General features: G+C 51.2%; 15 protein-coding genes. 4 read left to right on the top strand and 11 right to left on the bottom strand.

The annotated features are described in order from the left end of the window. Window positions 1-31: 31 nt before the first annotated feature. The 11 genes from oah to bzdN all read right to left on the bottom strand — a co-directional run bounded on the left by oah (window position 32) and on the right by bzdN (window position 8572). Entirely contained in the window at window positions 32-1165 is a 1134-nt protein-coding gene (oah, locus tag HZA49_06740; GenBank protein ID MBI5779137.1) for a 6-oxocyclohex-1-ene-1-carbonyl-CoA hydratase, read from the bottom strand. Window positions 1166-1249: 84 nt separating this feature from the next. After that, window positions 1250-1825 carry a hypothetical protein gene (locus tag HZA49_06735; GenBank protein MBI5779136.1) on the bottom strand — a complete coding sequence of 192 codons (576 nt, stop codon included), beginning with the start codon at window positions 1823-1825 and terminating at the stop codon, window positions 1250-1252. 14 nt (window positions 1826-1839) lie between these two features. After that, window positions 1840-3333 (bottom strand): D-glycero-beta-D-manno-heptose 1-phosphate adenylyltransferase, encoded by a 1494-nt coding sequence (gene rfaE2 / locus HZA49_06730; protein MBI5779135.1) that lies wholly within the window; start codon window positions 3331-3333, stop codon window positions 1840-1842. A gap of 52 nt (window positions 3334-3385) precedes the next feature. Continuing rightward, window positions 3386-3781: a 30S ribosomal protein S9 gene (gene rpsI / locus HZA49_06725; protein MBI5779134.1), complete on the bottom strand. Its 396-nt coding sequence runs from the start codon at window positions 3779-3781 to the stop codon at window positions 3386-3388. A 10-nt stretch (window positions 3782-3791) separates the two neighbouring features. Then, window positions 3792-4241: a 50S ribosomal protein L13 gene (gene rplM / locus HZA49_06720; GenBank protein MBI5779133.1), complete on the bottom strand. Its 450-nt coding sequence runs from the start codon at window positions 4239-4241 to the stop codon at window positions 3792-3794. 106 nt (window positions 4242-4347) lie between these two features. Then, a complete protein-coding gene (locus tag HZA49_06715) occupies window positions 4348-4830 on the bottom strand; it encodes an HIT domain-containing protein (GenBank protein MBI5779132.1) in 483 nt (160 codons plus the stop codon). Between the two features lie 11 nt (window positions 4831-4841). After that, the gene (locus HZA49_06710; GenBank protein MBI5779131.1) at window positions 4842-5078 is read right to left on the bottom strand and encodes a zinc ribbon domain-containing protein; all 237 of its coding nucleotides are present in this window, start codon (window positions 5076-5078) and stop codon (window positions 4842-4844) included. A gap of 5 nt (window positions 5079-5083) precedes the next feature. Beyond that, window positions 5084-5614 carry a M23 family metallopeptidase gene (locus HZA49_06705; protein ID MBI5779130.1) on the bottom strand — a complete coding sequence of 177 codons (531 nt, stop codon included), beginning with the start codon at window positions 5612-5614 and terminating at the stop codon, window positions 5084-5086. A 6-nt stretch (window positions 5615-5620) separates the two neighbouring features. Continuing rightward, window positions 5621-6928, bottom strand: coding sequence for a benzoyl-CoA reductase, bzd-type, subunit O (bzdO, locus tag HZA49_06700; protein MBI5779129.1), 1308 nt, complete (start codon window positions 6926-6928; stop codon window positions 5621-5623). 55 nt (window positions 6929-6983) lie between these two features. After that, window positions 6984-7385, bottom strand: a complete 402-nt coding sequence (locus HZA49_06695; protein ID MBI5779128.1) for a four helix bundle protein — start codon at window positions 7383-7385, stop codon at window positions 6984-6986. A 59-nt stretch (window positions 7386-7444) separates the two neighbouring features. After that, window positions 7445-8572 carry a benzoyl-CoA reductase, bzd-type, subunit N gene (gene bzdN / locus HZA49_06690; GenBank protein MBI5779127.1) on the bottom strand — a complete coding sequence of 376 codons (1128 nt, stop codon included), beginning with the start codon at window positions 8570-8572 and terminating at the stop codon, window positions 7445-7447. Between the two features lie 180 nt (window positions 8573-8752). On the opposite strand from bzdN, the gene HZA49_06685 reads away from it, so the two are divergent. The 4 genes from HZA49_06685 to HZA49_06670 all read left to right on the top strand — a co-directional run bounded on the left by HZA49_06685 (window position 8753) and on the right by HZA49_06670 (window position 15494). Further along, window positions 8753-10105, top strand: a complete 1353-nt coding sequence (locus HZA49_06685) for a replication-associated recombination protein A (GenBank protein MBI5779126.1) — start codon at window positions 8753-8755, stop codon at window positions 10103-10105. A gap of 43 nt (window positions 10106-10148) precedes the next feature. Then, window positions 10149-12734, top strand: coding sequence for a zinc-dependent metalloprotease (locus tag HZA49_06680; GenBank protein ID MBI5779125.1), 2586 nt, complete (start codon window positions 10149-10151; stop codon window positions 12732-12734). A 35-nt stretch (window positions 12735-12769) separates the two neighbouring features. Then, on the top strand, window positions 12770-13297 hold the full coding sequence (locus HZA49_06675) for a hypothetical protein (GenBank protein ID MBI5779124.1): 528 nt from the start codon (window positions 12770-12772) through the stop codon (window positions 13295-13297). A 91-nt stretch (window positions 13298-13388) separates the two neighbouring features. Further along, the gene (locus HZA49_06670; protein ID MBI5779123.1) at window positions 13389-15494 is read left to right on the top strand and encodes a DEAD/DEAH box helicase; all 2106 of its coding nucleotides are present in this window, start codon (window positions 13389-13391) and stop codon (window positions 15492-15494) included. Window positions 15495-16082 lie beyond the last annotated feature (588 nt).

Below are 16082 nucleotides of genomic sequence, written 5' to 3'. Positions count from 1 at the left end.
TATAATCAGTGCAATCCGTGTAATCTGTGGTTCACTTCGGCTTCGGCATAACCTGCTTGACCAGTTCCTCATCAAACGAATGCCCCTCGGCCAGTAACTGGCGGTATTTGATGAAGTCAATCACGTCCTTGCCGGTTGCCTTCTTGGTGTTGAAGGCGTTGAACCCGATATATGCCTCGGTGTTCATATTAGCGGCCAGCCAGTGCCGGTTAGGAAGTTTCTGCTGGTCCCAATAGAATTTCTTCTTCAGTCGGATGCTGTCTATGGTCTTTATCAGACAGCCCGGCATCAGGTTGGTGAATGTCCAGATTACATTATTGACCTCTTTATCAAGTAGTTCAAAATCGGTCTTGGCGGCCTTGAGATATGCCTTGGCATCCTCGGCCTCCTTGCCCTTCTTGAATTCACCATAGACAACCTCGCCGTTGTCCACGTATTTATCGGTCACGACCAACGGATTGCGGATAAATTTCCCGCCCTCTTTGATAACCGGCGCCACCTTGCTGATAAGCCCGAGCAGTTTCATCTTATAGGCGCTCCAGAGTTCGCAGGCCGTGCAGGACCATAAGGCATTTTCCAGACCGATAAACAGCGGCATAAAATCCGTGGCCCCGCCGTCCGGGGCCGAGCCGTGCCTGGGCCCGGCCTGTCCGTAAATGGCCAAGTCAGATGAGATAGTAATATCGCAGGCCATGCCGATTTCCTGCCCGCCGGCCACCCGCATACCATTAACCCGGCAGAGCACCGGCTTCTTGCAGTTGAGAATCCCATCCACCATAGCGTTAAACAGGTCCATATAATTGCCGTATTCGGTCGGATTGGTGGAATAATATTCGGCGTATTCCTTGGTATTACCGCCGGTGCAGAATGCCTTATCGCCCATTGCGGTAAAGACCACGGCCACGACGCTGTTATCAGCCGAGGCGCGCTGGAATCCGGCGATGACGCCCTTGACCATCCTGGTAGTGTATGAATTATACTGAGCCGGATTATTCAGGGTAATCCAGGATGAATAGAGACCCTTTACTGCCTCACCTGTAGTTGGATTGACAATGGGTTTCTTCTCGTAGATAACAGTAGGCGGCTCCTTGCCGAAGAACTCCTCACTGAACAGGAAATGGTCTCTATTGGAATTATCGCGCTCTAACCAGGGCATATCTTTCATAAATATATTCCTTTCTTAGTAACGATAACCACTTATTACACGAATGATTTCCGGAAAATCTGTGTCTATCTGTGTAATCTGTGGTCAAAAATTGATACTCAAATTAAGCCCGAGTGGAAAGTTCATTTCCCAATGACTCTCACCGCCCGCGGCATTGGTCCGGACAAAATCCAGCCCGGCCACCCCTTCAAGATTCGTGGACGGCGTGCTCCAAAGGCTGAACTTGGGACGCAGGGTAAAGAAGGTGCCGGAATCACCCAAGCCGCCATAGCGCTGAATCCCGCCCAGGAACGTCACCCTGAGCCGCTTTTCCTCGGGAATAAAACCGTATTCACCCAGGCCTAAAGCCATAGAGGTGACACTCACGCCCTTACCGCTTTTCGTCTCGGTCCGTAAAGAGGTTATCTCCAGTGCCATATTAATCGGTATCTTGCCGCCGGTATCCACCGGATAACGCACCCCGGCCACCCAGCCGATATTACCCTTGAGATTCAGGTCGGCATCAAACTGGTTATACCAGGGACCGATATAGAAACTCATTTCCTTCTTCTCCGGCTCATTATTATAATTATTGACAGGTTCACCCACGGGCTTGTTATCCTGAGCCAGGGATACCAATTCCATTGTGCATATCAGCAATACGGCAATAATATATCTCATTAATACCTCCAAAACTACTTAAATTTATTTATTTTCTTTATAATATCCGAGGTGGAGATGCCCGGTATCAGGGGCACGCGGGCGATGCGGCCGCCGTAACTCCGGACCACATCAGCGCCGACAATCTTACCTTCCTCCCAGTCCGCGCCCTTGACCAGGACATCGGGCCGGAGTTCTTTTATTAATTCCAGCGGCGTGGATTGGTCAAAGAGCACAATATAATCCACGGCAGAGAATGCCGATAGCACCTTAATCCGATCCGACTGATTAAGTATCGGCCGCGACTTGCCCTTGATTATCCTTACGGATTTATCCGAATTCAGTCCGACCATCAGGATATCGCCCTGGGCCCGGGAGAATTCCAGGGTCCGGATATGTCCCGGATGTATCAGGTCAAAACAACCGTTGGTAAATACTACTTTTCCGCCAGCTGCCTTTTTGGCCGATAGAATAACAGCCAATTCTTTTACGGTCTTGAGTTTATGCTCTGCCTTTATATTTTCGTGCTGAGACTTGAGATAATGATGCTGTATAATATCTATTCGGCTAACCGTAGCCGTGCCCACTTTGCTGACCACCACTCCAGCCGCCAGATTGGCCAGATGCAGGGCGTCCTGATACGGTAACTTAGCGGCAAAAGCAATACCAAGCGCAGCCAGGACAGTATCCCCGGCGCCGGTGACATCATAAACATCCCGATGCCGGGCCGGGTCGTAAGCCGAGCTGCCTTTCTTATCAAGCAGATAAAGCCCGTCCGGACCCAAGGTAATCACTGTAAAATCCAACGCCAGATTGCGAAGCATCTTCTGGGCGGCTGATTTATACGAAGACGCCTTACTGGTGATTTCCAGGCCGGTGGCCTCTTCGGTCTCAGAACGATTGGGGACAACAGCCGTAGCGCCCCGGTATTTGGTAAAATCCCGGCCCTTGGGACCGACTAAGACCGTCTTATGATACTTACGACAAAGTTGGATAATCTTTTTGAGGAACGTTTTGGTCAGCGTGCCCTTGTCATAGTCCGAGATAATTACCGCATCCACAGACCTGATAGTGCGAGAAAAGTGGTGCAACAGTTTCCTCTCGATGGAATGCGAAATAAAATAATCCTCGTTCGGTTCTTCCCTGTCAACCCGGAGGACCTGCTGGTTATGGGCGATCATCCGCTCCTTGATGGAGGTAATATGAAATTTATCCTTGATAACTCCATTATAATTAAGGCGGTTCTTGCCGTTGAGTGATTTCAGAAGCGATATGATTCTCTGGCCGCCGTTGTCCGTTCCGATAACACCCAGGGCAATGACTTTAGCGCCCAGCGTTATCAGGTTATGGACCACATTAGCCGCGCCGCCCAAACGATCATCGCCGTCATTCTGGACCTTGAGTATCTGGATCGGCGCTTCGGGCGAGATACGCTCCACCTTGCCCCAGACATAGCGGTCCAGCAAGAAATCGCCGATGACCATTATTTTCGGGGCCGGTAGATTGTCTATTACATCAGCGTTAATCATATAACGTAAGACGCCAGATGAAGATAACCAGAAACGATTCCAGGTATCCGGATTAACGTTTGGAGTACTGGAAGCGTCTGCGGGCGCCCTTCTGTCCGTATTTCTTGCGTTCCTTCATTCGCTGGTCGCGGGTCAGGAGTCCGGCCTTGCTCAGTTGTGATAAAGAAGTGCTATGCGCCAGTTTCAAGGCGCGCGCCAAACCTAACCGAAGCGCATCTGCCTGGCCGTGTTTCCCGCCGCCATTTACCTCAGCGGTAACGTCATAACGTCCGATCATTTTCAGGTTCTGCAAAGGAGTTAATACGGCATTGCGTTCTTCGGGAATCAGAAAATATTTATCGTACTCCATACTGTTTACGGTTATCTTACCTGTCCCTTTTTTGAGGATAACCTGGGCAATCGCGGTCTTGCGGCGTCCCGTTCCACGGTAGAAAAGCGGTTCTGTCATAATATAATATCTATACCTCCAATACTTTCGGGTTTTGCGCCTGATGAGGATGTTTGGCGCCGGCATATACCTTGAGCTTGGTTATCATCTGCTTGGCCAGGCGGTTCTGGGGCAGCATTCTTTTGACGGCCAGATAGACCACCTGGTCCGGGGTGTTGGCCAGCACGGTGGCAATCGGCGTCTCCCGCTGGCCGTTGGAATAACCGGAATAGGTCTTATAAACCTTTTCCAGCGACTTCTTGCCGGTCAGTTTAATCTTCTCGGCATTGATGACCACCACAAAATTACCGCTGTCCACATACGGCGTATAGGTCGGTTGGTGCTTGCCCATCAGGACTGTGGCAATCTTGGTGGCCATCCGGCCCAGTATCTTATCTGAAGCATCAACCAGATACCACTGCTGCTTCAACTCTTCCCGCTTTAGCAGAAAAGTCCTGTTATTGTCGCTCTTGACTGTCATTGTTCGCTCCTTTATAACTTACAAGGTCTCTATGAGAATTTGACAGAATATATCAACACAACGAATATGTCAAGTATTTTAGAGTTTTTGGCGGGAAATAAGATGGCTATTTAGAGGACTTTTGTAACCTTTCATATAACTGGCTGAGCGACTGGGAAATAACCTTGGTTCCGGACAGGACCGGCATAAAGTTGGTATCGCCGCCCCAGCGCGGCACCAGATGAAGATGAATATGAGTCAAGAGCCCGGCTCCGGCCACGGCGCCGATATTGAATCCCATGTTGAACCCCTCCGGCTTCAACACCTTGGTCAATGCCCGTTTCATCTCAATGGCCAAATCAAACAATTCCTTTATTTCTTCTTTGGTGAGGTCCTCCAGATTTGCCTTGTGCGCCTTGGGGCAAATCAGCAGATGCCCGGCGTTATAGGGAAAGAGATTCATCATCACGAAGCACTTCTTGCCCCGCCTGACCAGAAGATTCTTACGGTCAGTGACGGATTTTAGCGCCTGGCACAGGAAACATCTTTTCTTATGGCCGGGCTTGACGTTGATGTAAGTGCAGCGCCAGGGCGCCCATAATTGCTTCATCTGTTACCTCATTATTTACATGTTGTACAAGAACCTCTGGAGCAGGATGAGCATCCTGACTTGGAAGAAGAAGCCGGAACTGATAAACCGCCTCGCTGGTCGGAGTTAGTGGCAAATGTGGAGAAGAGTTTATTCACCTTCCTATCCCTGCAATGAGGACAGGACAGGTCCGCGGTATCTTTGCCAGAACGAATCAGCGCTTCAAAGACCTGCTGGCATTTCCGGCATTGGTATTCGTATAACGGCATAATAATTACGGTAAATAACGCATCGGGTTAACCGGCGTTTCGCCCTTGAATAACCTAAAATAGAGCTGGGGCTGGGTGGCCCGGCCGCTTTTTCCCGCCCGGGCAATAATATCACCCTGCTTAACCACCTGGTCGGCCTTGACCAGAATCTCAGAATTATAGGCATAGAAAGACAGGAATCCATCCGAATGCTTGATGGTCACCACCTTGCCATAGCCGGTCATATCGTCCGAGACAAAGGTAACCATACCGCTCTTGACAGCCCGGACCGGCTGGCCTTCAGTGGCCTTAAAACTCACGCCATCCTCGCCCCGGTTCTCCAAAACCCGGCCTTCCAGTGGCGAGATAAAACCCAATTCCGAAACAATAGATTCCCAAGGCACCTTTTCTCTCTGCTCGCTGGCCTGGAGAATGGTCTTGATTTCCCGGTCCAGCCGCATCTCTTCATCAGGCGGCAGGCGCAAAGGCGTGCTGGGGCAACCGGTACATAAGATAGTTATCAGGAAACAGTAAACAACAGACAGTAAATACCGCATAATCGGTTATTCCATTTTCTTTAAATCCAGCGTTTCCATAAAGGCATCGATGCGCGCCATGGTCCGGGTCTCGTCAAACTCGCGCTCATCGCCCATGTTGCCTTCAAAGGTCATGACCGGGTATCCGGCCTTTTGCAGGGCCAGGCGGTTCTCGGCAATGCCCAAACTCAAGCCTTCGCAACCGCGGTTATAATGAAGCATCACGCCGTTGAGTTTCCATTCCTTGGCAATCCGTATCATCATATCGCTCTTCAGGGCCGGCGAATAGAAGTGCTGCCATTCCGGCTTGGCCAGATTCCATTCGGCCAGGATGCGCAGCGCCTGTTCGCGGGTCTTTATCTTGATGCCCTTCTGCTGAGGCGTGGTCTTGGCGCCCCAGGTGCCATCGGGTTTAACCTCCCATAATCCGATTAACCCGAATGTATAAAGCGAGCCGACCGATACGCAGCCGAATTTCTCCAAATATCTGAACACCTTGAGGAACGCCCAGGGCGGCTGGGTATCGCTCATTACCCGACAACGCTCGTTGGGAATAGCCGCAATCCCGCGTTTAACCCGGTCCTTGGTCTCAGCCAGCAGTTCCTCATAGTAATCAGCCACTACCTTGCTGTGTTTCATCAGCGTGCCCAGCACATATAATGAATACATGGTCTTCTCGTCCAGCGGGGCCGGCACGGTCTTGTTCAGCTCGCATATCTCAGCCCAGACCGAGGTGGCCCGGCATTCATTATACACTGCTTCAATCAATTTCTGGTCGTCGTATTTCCGGCCGGTCACCTTTTCCAGCCATTCAACACCCTCCAGCATCTGGTTAACCACATAATCAACCCGGTTCTTATTGACCTCGCCCTCCGGACCGACGGCCACGTCAATCTCAAATACCGGCACCTTACCGCCTTCCAACTCATTAGCCACCTGATACCATTTGGAATGACTGCAGCAGATATGGTCCTGCCACATAAAATCCGGTTTGGGGAACGGCCCGCCCCAGAGGTATTTATCAAGAATAATGGAACCCCAGTAACTGCGCATATAAGAACACAGGTCGCGGGCATAACCCTTTTTCTCGGCCGCTTCCTGGCAGGCCAGAGCGAATTCCTTGTTCCAGGCGATGGAAGCGCCGTAAGGTTCGCCGGTAATCGGGAAGACATCATCGCCCAATCCGGCCGGGATGGCCCCGAAAGACCAGGCGCCGCCGGCCCACCTCAAGCCGCCCTTTTTCTTGGCGTCCGCATAATCGCGGTAATAGTTCTCCCTGATTTCCTTGGCCTTGTTCCAGGATTTCAGTTGTTCGGTGGGATACAAATTGCTCATAGATGCTCCTTGATAGTTACAAATGTTACAATAAGTTACACGATGTTACAAGAAGTTACTTGACCCTCGGGGTCCGCCACGTTCCTGCTTCCCTCATCTTACTAATGGCTTTAATATAACGGTCTGATAAATAATCAGCGCTTTTAATAAGCCCACTTATCTCCTTAAATTCCTCCGCTGTCATTAAACCGTCTTCAAGGCAATCTTCAATATCACCGCTTAATTCTTCCAGGGACCCCCGACTTATATTAATACTATGGATAAACTCCCCGATAGTCCCTTTTTTGTAACCTTCCCTGATATTTTGCTTGGCGCTTCTGGCCGCATCGCGCATTTGTGATACCAAACGCATATGACTTTTAGCAAAACGCTCGGTAATTAAGTATACTGCCCTTCTAATCTCACAAATATCCTGGTAAAATCTCAATTTCTCATATGCCGCTGTTTTCTTTTCCATAGCAACCTAATTGTAATCTTAAGCAACCTCCTGTAACCTTCCGCAACCTTATGTAACCTCTAGAACAACGCGTCTTCTGATATCATTTCCAAGAACGCCTGAACCCGGGTCTTGAACGGACCAATCGGTACGGTCACGTCAAATTCCAGGAACAGGGTCGGGATATTATTTTCCTTTAACATCTTGGTAATAGCCGGTATATCCAGTTCATGCGGGTCGCAGAACTTCTGCTGGATGACAATCGCGCCCTGGACATTATAATCCTTGGCTAATTTTAATATATGCGGCAACCTGGTCCGGGCCGGCCAGTCCTTGCTCGGGCAGGCCGGGCGCTCGATATATCTCCGGGCAATGGCGTTCAACCGGTCCGGGTCCGGCTTGGCCTCGTTCCAGAAATAACGCGAGCCGGTGCAATGGTCGTCAATCACAATCGTAACGCCGACCGATTCCACCATCTTGATAAATTCGGTGTCATCATCCTCGCTGCCCACAATCATCAGCCGGGCCCCGGTTTCCCGGTCCAGTTTCCGCTTAGGCAGCGTCTTCAACGCTTCTTCAATAATCCGGCTGTGCTCCCGCTTGTCGGTCATCTGGTTGGACACCGCCATATACATCGCTTCCAGCCCGGTCATCGGCGGGTTGGCAGCCTTACGGGTTTCATAGGCCTGTTTCATCAGCCGGCGGCTCTGGTTCATTATCTCGATGCCTTTGTCCAGGTCCTGGTCCGTAATCTTCCTGCCGGTCCAGCCTTCGACCGATTTCTTAAAGGCCTCAAATTCACCGCGCAGATAAGGCAGGGCAAACTTGGTCTGGAGATTATTGGGCATGGGCAGGTAATAACTGTATGGCACCGGGATATGCAGCTGCCAGGAGGTAAAGGCCTGCCGGATATGCAGGCACGATTGGGCGATCATAATTCCGTCTAAATAATTATATCGGCCTTTCAGTCCCTGGGCCAGGCAATCTCGGCAGAACGGGCAATACATCCCGAAGATATGGGGTTCGGTCACATCCTGGGGCTCGTGACTGCCCAGGATCCGCACCGGCAGAACATCAGCCGCATAGAGAATCTCTTCCGGCACATAGGTGCAGAAATAACCCATCACCTTGCCTTTGGGATTATTTTTCTTCCATTCCTTGGCATACTCGTGCCGGGCGTCATACCACTCCTTGAACATCTCTATCATAAAAACTCCTTTATTTCTAATTGAACCGGTATTTAACCAAGCTGTTATATCAGAGTCAAGAAAATTACGTTTAAGTTAGCGAATCGCATTAATTGACAAGCAGTCATTAGAGTGTATATTATGTAGTGTATGGAACACCGCAGTGACCGCGATAGCGAACTATTTGATACCGTCGACAAGATGGAAAAGGCCCGCCCGAACAACCGTCAGGTCGGGCAGACATCGGGACAAACGACTCCCCTGGCCGAACGGATGCGTCCCTTAAAGTTCGAGGAATTTATCGGACAAGAGGAGGTCATCAGCCCGGATAAACCGCTCCGCCAGGTCATTGCCAACCTTAGAGAATCGAAAGGCCAACTGCCCTCGCTGATATTCTGGGGACCGCCCGGTTCTGGCAAAACCACCCTGGCTTTCTTAATCGCCCGGGCCAGCGGCATGGAATTCATCACCTTTAGCGCGGTGACATCCGGCATCAAGGACATCAAGCAGGTAATGGAACGGGCTGAATACAACCAGAAGCTCCATAATAAAAAAACCATCCTGTTCGTGGACGAGATCCACCGCTTTAACAAGGCCCAGCAGGACGCCTTCCTGCCCTATGTGGAAAAAGGCGTCATCTCGCTCATCGGCGCCACCACCGAGAATCCGTCATTCGAACTCAATTCCGCCCTGCTCTCCCGCTGCCGGGTATTCGTCCTGAAACAGCTGGCCTCCAACGAAATAATCAAAATAATCCGGAGCGCCCTATCGGATAAAGAGCGCGGCCTGGCCAACCTGAATATCAAAATAGATGCCGAGGCGGAAAAATATATCGTTAATATCGCCAACGGCGACGCCAGAATTGCCCTGAATTTATTAGAACTCTCGGCCTTTTCCATTCCGGCCAAGAGCACCAAGCGCACGATCACCAAGACCATCGTCGAGCAGTCGGCCCAGAAAAAGATGCTGTTATACGACCGGGCCGGCGAGGAGCACTACAACCTGATTTCCGCATTCCATAAAAGTCTCAGGGGCAGCGACGCGGATGCGGCGCTCTATTGGCTGTGCCGGATGCTGGAATCCGGCGAAGACCCGCTCTATATCGCCCGGCGGATGGTTCGCTTCGCCTCCGAAGACATCGGCAACGCCGACCCCCAGGCCCTGCTGATTGCCCTGGCTGCCAAGGACACAGTGGATTTTGTCGGCATGCCTGAATCTGACAACGCCCTGGCCCAGGCCGTGATATATCTGGCCACGGCCCCAAAGAGCAACTCCATCTATGCGGCATATAATAAAGTCAAAGAGGATGTCCAGAAAACCATTGCCATGCCGGTGCCCATCCATTTGCGCAATCCGGTCACCGACCTGATGGGCGACCTGGGCTACGGCAAGGATTATAAATATGCCCACGATTTCCCCCAGCATTTTGTCAAACAGGATTACTTGCCGGACAATCTCAAAGATGCTAAATATTACCAGCCCGGCGATTTCGGGTTTGAAAAAGAGATAAAGAAAAGAATGGAATACTGGGAAAAACTGAAACGCAACCACTGATTGCACAGATTACACAGATAAACAAGATAAGGAGAAAAATGCTATGTTAAGAAAATTATGCGCTTTCGGAGGCTCTTTGTTTGTGTTGTCATTATTATATGCCGGCTGCGCCTCAACCGCCTTACCGCCGACCGACGCCAAAAATGACGCGGCCAAAGAGGATAAAAAGAACGGCGATGAAAAGGACTTCGCCGAGATTATCAAGGAATGCAAACCCATTACCGGCATGCTGACCATCTACCATAATCCCAAGGACGGCAAGGCCTATCTGGAACTAAAACCCGAGCAGATGGACAAAATTATGCTCTGCTCGGTCACCCGGGAATCCGGCGACGGCACTTTTCTGGATGCGGCGGCGATGGAGGACAATTTCCCGTTCTTCTTCAGGCAGGTCAACAAGCGCATTCAATTAATTCATAAGAACGTCCTGGTCCGGGCCGACCGCGATAAACCCGCGTTCCGGGCCGTGGAAAAAGGGGTGAGCGATTCGCTCATCTCCTCATCCATCGTCCTGTCTAAACCACATTCCACTACCGGAGCCGTCCTGGTCTCGCTCAATGACCTGTTCCTGTTTGACCGATACAACCTGGCCCAGCACTTAAACGAAGCCACTAAATCTGATTTCTCCTTTGACCGGGACAACAGCTTCTTTTCCACGCTCAAATCATTCCCGGCCAATACCGATATAGAAATCACCATGCATTTCCGCTCCAATAAGGGATTTTACTCGGCAACTATTCCTGACAAAAGTTTATTCATCAGGTATTATTATTCCATTTTAGCCCTGCCCCAGGATAATTACATCCCGCGACTGGCCGACGACCGGGTCGGGCATTTTATCACCATGTACCAGGATTATTCATCGATGAAACCGGAGACGCCTTTTGTCCGCTACATCAACCGCTGGAACCTGGAAAAATCAGACCCAACCGCGGCCCTGTCCGCGCCCAAGAAACCCATCGTCTTCTGGCTGGAAAAGACCATTCCCATCGAATACCGCGAACCGATAAAAAAGGGCGTGCTGCTCTGGAACAAGGCCTTTGAACAGGCCGGATTCAAGGATGCGGTGGTAGTGAATCAGCAACCGGACGACGCGGACTGGGACCCGGCTGACGCGCGCTATAACACCATCCGCTGGCTCATCAGGCCCGGCTCTGGTTATGCAGTCGGGCCATCGCACGAAGACCCGTTCACCGGCCAGCTCTACGCGGCCGACATCCGCATCAGCGCCGATATGGCCCGCGTCAATTACGCCGAGTTTGAAGAAGTCATCAATCCGCTCGGTATCAACAACGCCTATTGCAATTACGCCAATGGACTGGCCTATCAGGCCGCCTTTGCCTCGTCGATGTTAACAGCCCGGGCATTCCTGGACGGCAAGGAAAAAGAAGCCGAGCAATTCGTGGCCGATTACCTGACCGACCTGGCGGTCCACGAGGTCGGGCACACCCTGGGCCTGAGGCATAATTTCAAGGCCAGCAATATGCTTTCAGCCGAGCAACTTCATGATAAAGCCCTAACCAGTGAAAAAGGCCTAATCGCTTCGGTAATGGATTATAATCCGGCCAATATCTCGGTTGACCCGGCCAAGCAGGGTGAATTTTGGAGTTCTACGGTCGGCCCTTATGATTGCTGGGCCATTGAATACGCCTACAAGCCATTAGGGGCCAAGGCCCCAGATGAAGAACTGACCCAACTCAAGGCCATCGCGGCCAGATGCGCCCAGCCGGAACTGGCCTACGGCACTGACGAGGACTGCCACGGTAATTCACCCACCGGCATCGACCCAACCTGCACCCTCTGGGATTTGGGCAATGACCAGCTGGAATATGTCAACCAACGTCTCAAGCTGGCCCAGGAACTCTGGGGCAAGATAGAGTTTAAATTCTCCAAGCCGGGCGAGGGCTATCAGAAGATGCGCCGGGTGTTTAATCAGGGCATCAAGGAATACGCCATTGGAACTACCCTGGCGGCCAGATTCATCGGCGGCATCTACCACCGCCGGGACCACATCGGCGATACAGACGGCCGGGTGCCGTTTGAACCGGTAGCGAGCGCGAAACAGCAGCAGGCGCTGGATTTTATCGTCAATAATATATTCTCACTGTCCGAGAAGTCACTGCCGGACAGCGAGGTCCTGAATAAACTGGCGCCCGAACGGATGCCCGGAGCCGACTCAGGGCCGACCCTGGATGTCCAGATTTACAACACCATCCTGTCTATCCAGCAATCAGCCCTGAATTATATGTATGAACCGACCGTCCTGCGCCGGCTCAACAATATGGCCCTCAAGTACAAAGAAGGCGAGCCGAGATTCGGGCTGGAGGAATTATTCCATGGCGTCCGGGACGGCATCTGGACCGAGGCTACCAAGGCAGAAAACATCAACCCATTCCGGCGCAATCTCCAGCGGGCCCATATGGAGAAAATAATATCCATCTACCTGTCCGACTCTCGGAGCTATCCCTCGGACGCCATTGCCCTGGCTCGCCAGGACATGTTGACCATAAAGAATCACATCAATACTATTAATCTGGAACAACTTGATACCCTGACCAGGGCCCATCTGGATGATATCAAAGAACGGATAACCACGGCGCTGGAGTGGAAGGTAAGTAAACCGTTTTAAGCCACAGATGACACAGATTGTAAGGATTACAAAAGATGTCATTTAATAAAAACATGTTCTGGGCATGGAAAGAAGGCAACATAACTACTTGCAGGGTTGGCTTTATAGATTGGGAAAACATTATTAAATTTAGAGACAAACTAATCGATAATCTCTGTAAAGAAAGAGGTTTATTTGCACACCGAATAAAAGGCTACACCGAAATGGATTTCGATATTGAATTGTATAGCGTGGAAAACGAAGATGTCGTTTGGCAATTCATCGCCAAAGACAAACCCAATATTCTGTCTGCAATATTCCGGACAAAATATTACAAGGAATGGAAGAAAGAAGACAATTCTATAAGCAAATTAGTTAAGGTTGATTTAGACTGCGGTCATGACCAACCCAACGCGTGCCTTATAGTAGAAAGCCGTATTCATTCACCAGGAGAACTAATGGTAGATATAAAGAAAACTATGGATGACTTGAAAATGGAGTCATACGAAAATAGTAAACTTAATGATGCTATTATTGGTAATTGGGGTGGACCGGACATAGACATCGAACCGCTATCAAAATAATCCGTGTAATCTGTGTTCATCTGTGGTTAATACGTATTTAAGTATTTCTATTTATTAATCTGTGCAATCTGTGGCTTACGGAAATTAATTTATGCTTGATACCAAGGCCATCTTCGGGCCCGAGGGCCTGCTGGCCCAGAAATTCTCGGCCTACGAATACCGGCCCGAACAGGTGGCTATGTTCGAAGGCATCTGCCAGGCCATAGACCAGAACCGTCATCTGGTGGTCGAGGCCGGCACCGGCATCGGCAAGACATTCGCTTACCTTATCCCGGCCATCTATCAGTCGCTCTCCACCAAAAAGCCGGTTATCGTCTCCACCAATACCATCAATCTCCAGGAACAGATTGCCTATAAGGACATTCCGTTCCTCCAGACCGTCCTGCCGGATAAGTTTACGGTAGTGCTGGCCAAGGGCCGGTCCAATTACATCTGCCAGCGCCGGCTGGCCAAGGCACTGGACCACCAGACAGAGCTGTTCGAGCTCATCGCGGAAAAAGAAGAACTTGCAAGAATATATGGATTAGTCATCAAGCGCAACCAGTCCCCGCCATCCGGCGGGGCAACTGGCTGTAACTCCCCCCATGCGCGCCGGGGTCGAACAGCCAGTATGTGGGATGGCTCGCTATCCTCATTCGACTGGGTGCCGTCAAGCGGCGTCTGGGACAAGATATGCGCCGAGAGCGACAACTGCGCCGGCAAGAAATGCGGCTACTACGAGGTGTGCTTCTATCAAAAGGCCCGGTCCCAACTGTGGCTGGCCAATATCGTGGTGGTCAACCATCCGCTCCTGGTGATTGACGCGGTCATGCGCTATGAAAATGAAGTCAACCTCCTGCCCAATTACGAGATGGTGGTGATTGACGAGGCGCACCGGCTGGAATCCGTGGCCCAAAAGCACCTCGGCATGGATGTCTCCAATTACCAGGTCAGTTACCTGCTCAGCTCTTTGTGGAATCCCAAAAAGCAGTCCGGATTCCTGCAGTTTATTCCCCATCGCATTGCCAAAACCAACGAATGTAAGGAACTGGTGGAGCAGGCGCACGAGGCGGCGCTAAGCTTCTTTGACGATGTCCTGTACTGGCACAACCACAAGGCGCCGGAGAACGGACGGGTCAAGAGCAAGAACTTCGTGGCCAATACCCTCAGTCCGGTCCTGGTCAAGCTCCATTTTTCGCTCAAGGAACTCAAATCTGTGTTGAGCAAGAAAAAGCCCAAGGCCAAGGAGGTGGACGAGATAGAACTGGACGCCTTTATCAAACGGACGCTCATCTTTGCCGAGGCGGTGGAAAACTTTATTAAGCAATCAGGCACAGGCGAATCCGTTCACCCCCACACCAATGGAATTGGTGTGGGGGTATATTGGGTCGAACTGGCCAAGCAAAAGCGGGCCCAGCCCCGGGTCACGCTCCAGGGCGCGCCTCTCAAGGTCAATACCCTGATTAAGGAGATACTATTACCCGAAACCGTCAAGTCCGCCATCTTTACCAGCGCCACATTATCTACATCAAAGAAGGATGGGCTGAAATACATTAAAGACACACTGGGCATCGAGAATTCAGCGGACATCATCCTGGACTCGCCCTTTAACTACGCCAAACAGGTCAAGGTCTACATCACCTCAGGCACCCCGGACCCGAACAAGAAGGACGACTTCGAGCCCGTAGCCAGCGAGAAGATAATGAAATACCTCCAGCTCAGCCGCGGCCGGGCATTTGTCCTGTTTACCAGCTATGACTTGATGCACCGGGTGCACGACCGGATTTATCCGCTCTTGATGGCCCAGGGCATCCCGCTCTATATGCAGGGCAAGGATATGCCCCGGCACCAGATGCTCGAGGAATTCCGGGCCAACATCGGCTCGGTCATTCTCGGCGCGGACAGCTTTTGGCAGGGCGTGGACGTGCCGGGCGAGGCGCTGGAAAACATCATCATCACCAAACTGCCCTTTCCTGTGCCCGGCGAACCCTTAGTCGAGGCGCGGATGGAAGAGATGGAACGCAACGGCGTGGACTCATTCAAGAACTATTTCCTGCCCGAGGCCATCCTGAAACTCCGGCAGGGATTCGGACGGCTTATCCGGACCAAGACCGACAAGGGCATCATCGTCATCCTGGACAACCGGATAGTCACCAAGAACTACGGCAAGTTATTTCTCCAGGCATTGCCCAAATGCCCGGTAATGATAGAGTCGTAGGTCTCACATTCCCCCTTATTAAAGGGAAAATTTCCTACTCCCCCTTAGAAAAGGGGGTCGGGGGGTTGTTCTAATACATTCCTTATGGCGCCGAAAAACCACCCTATCCCCTATAGGGGGACACCCTATCGGGGGAGAGACCATACCCTATCCCCCCTCCCCCTATACCCTATGGGGTGGAGGACTATACCCTATCCCCGCTACCCGGATAGGGTGGTACTAAACTCTTGCTAAAACGGAGGAATCCAGACAATTTAATACTGGATTCCCGTTTGCACGGGAATGACAGGAACGAGGGGAAAATTCGCCCTAACCCACTAAAATTAAAGGTGTTACGTGAATAAACCACCTTGGGGCGGAACTTTTCCGCTTGTTAGCGATGCCTTTCCGCTTGTTAGCGGGAACTTTCCGCTTGTTAGCGGGAACTTTTCGCTTGTTAGCGGGAACTTTCCGCTTGTTAGCGGGAACCTTCCGCTTGTTAGCGGGAACTTTCCGCTTGTTAGCGGGAACTTTCCGCTTGTTAGCGGGAACCTTCCGCTTGTTAGCGGGAACTTTCCGCTTGTTAGCAAGAACTTTCCGCTTGTTAGC

It is taken from the genome of Planctomycetota bacterium (assembly GCA_016235865.1).
Lineage (GTDB): Bacteria > Planctomycetota > MHYJ01 > JACQXL01 > JACQXL01 > JACRIK01.
The sequence above is the reverse complement of the archived record's forward strand: the minus strand, read 5'-3'. Positions and strand labels throughout refer to the sequence as shown.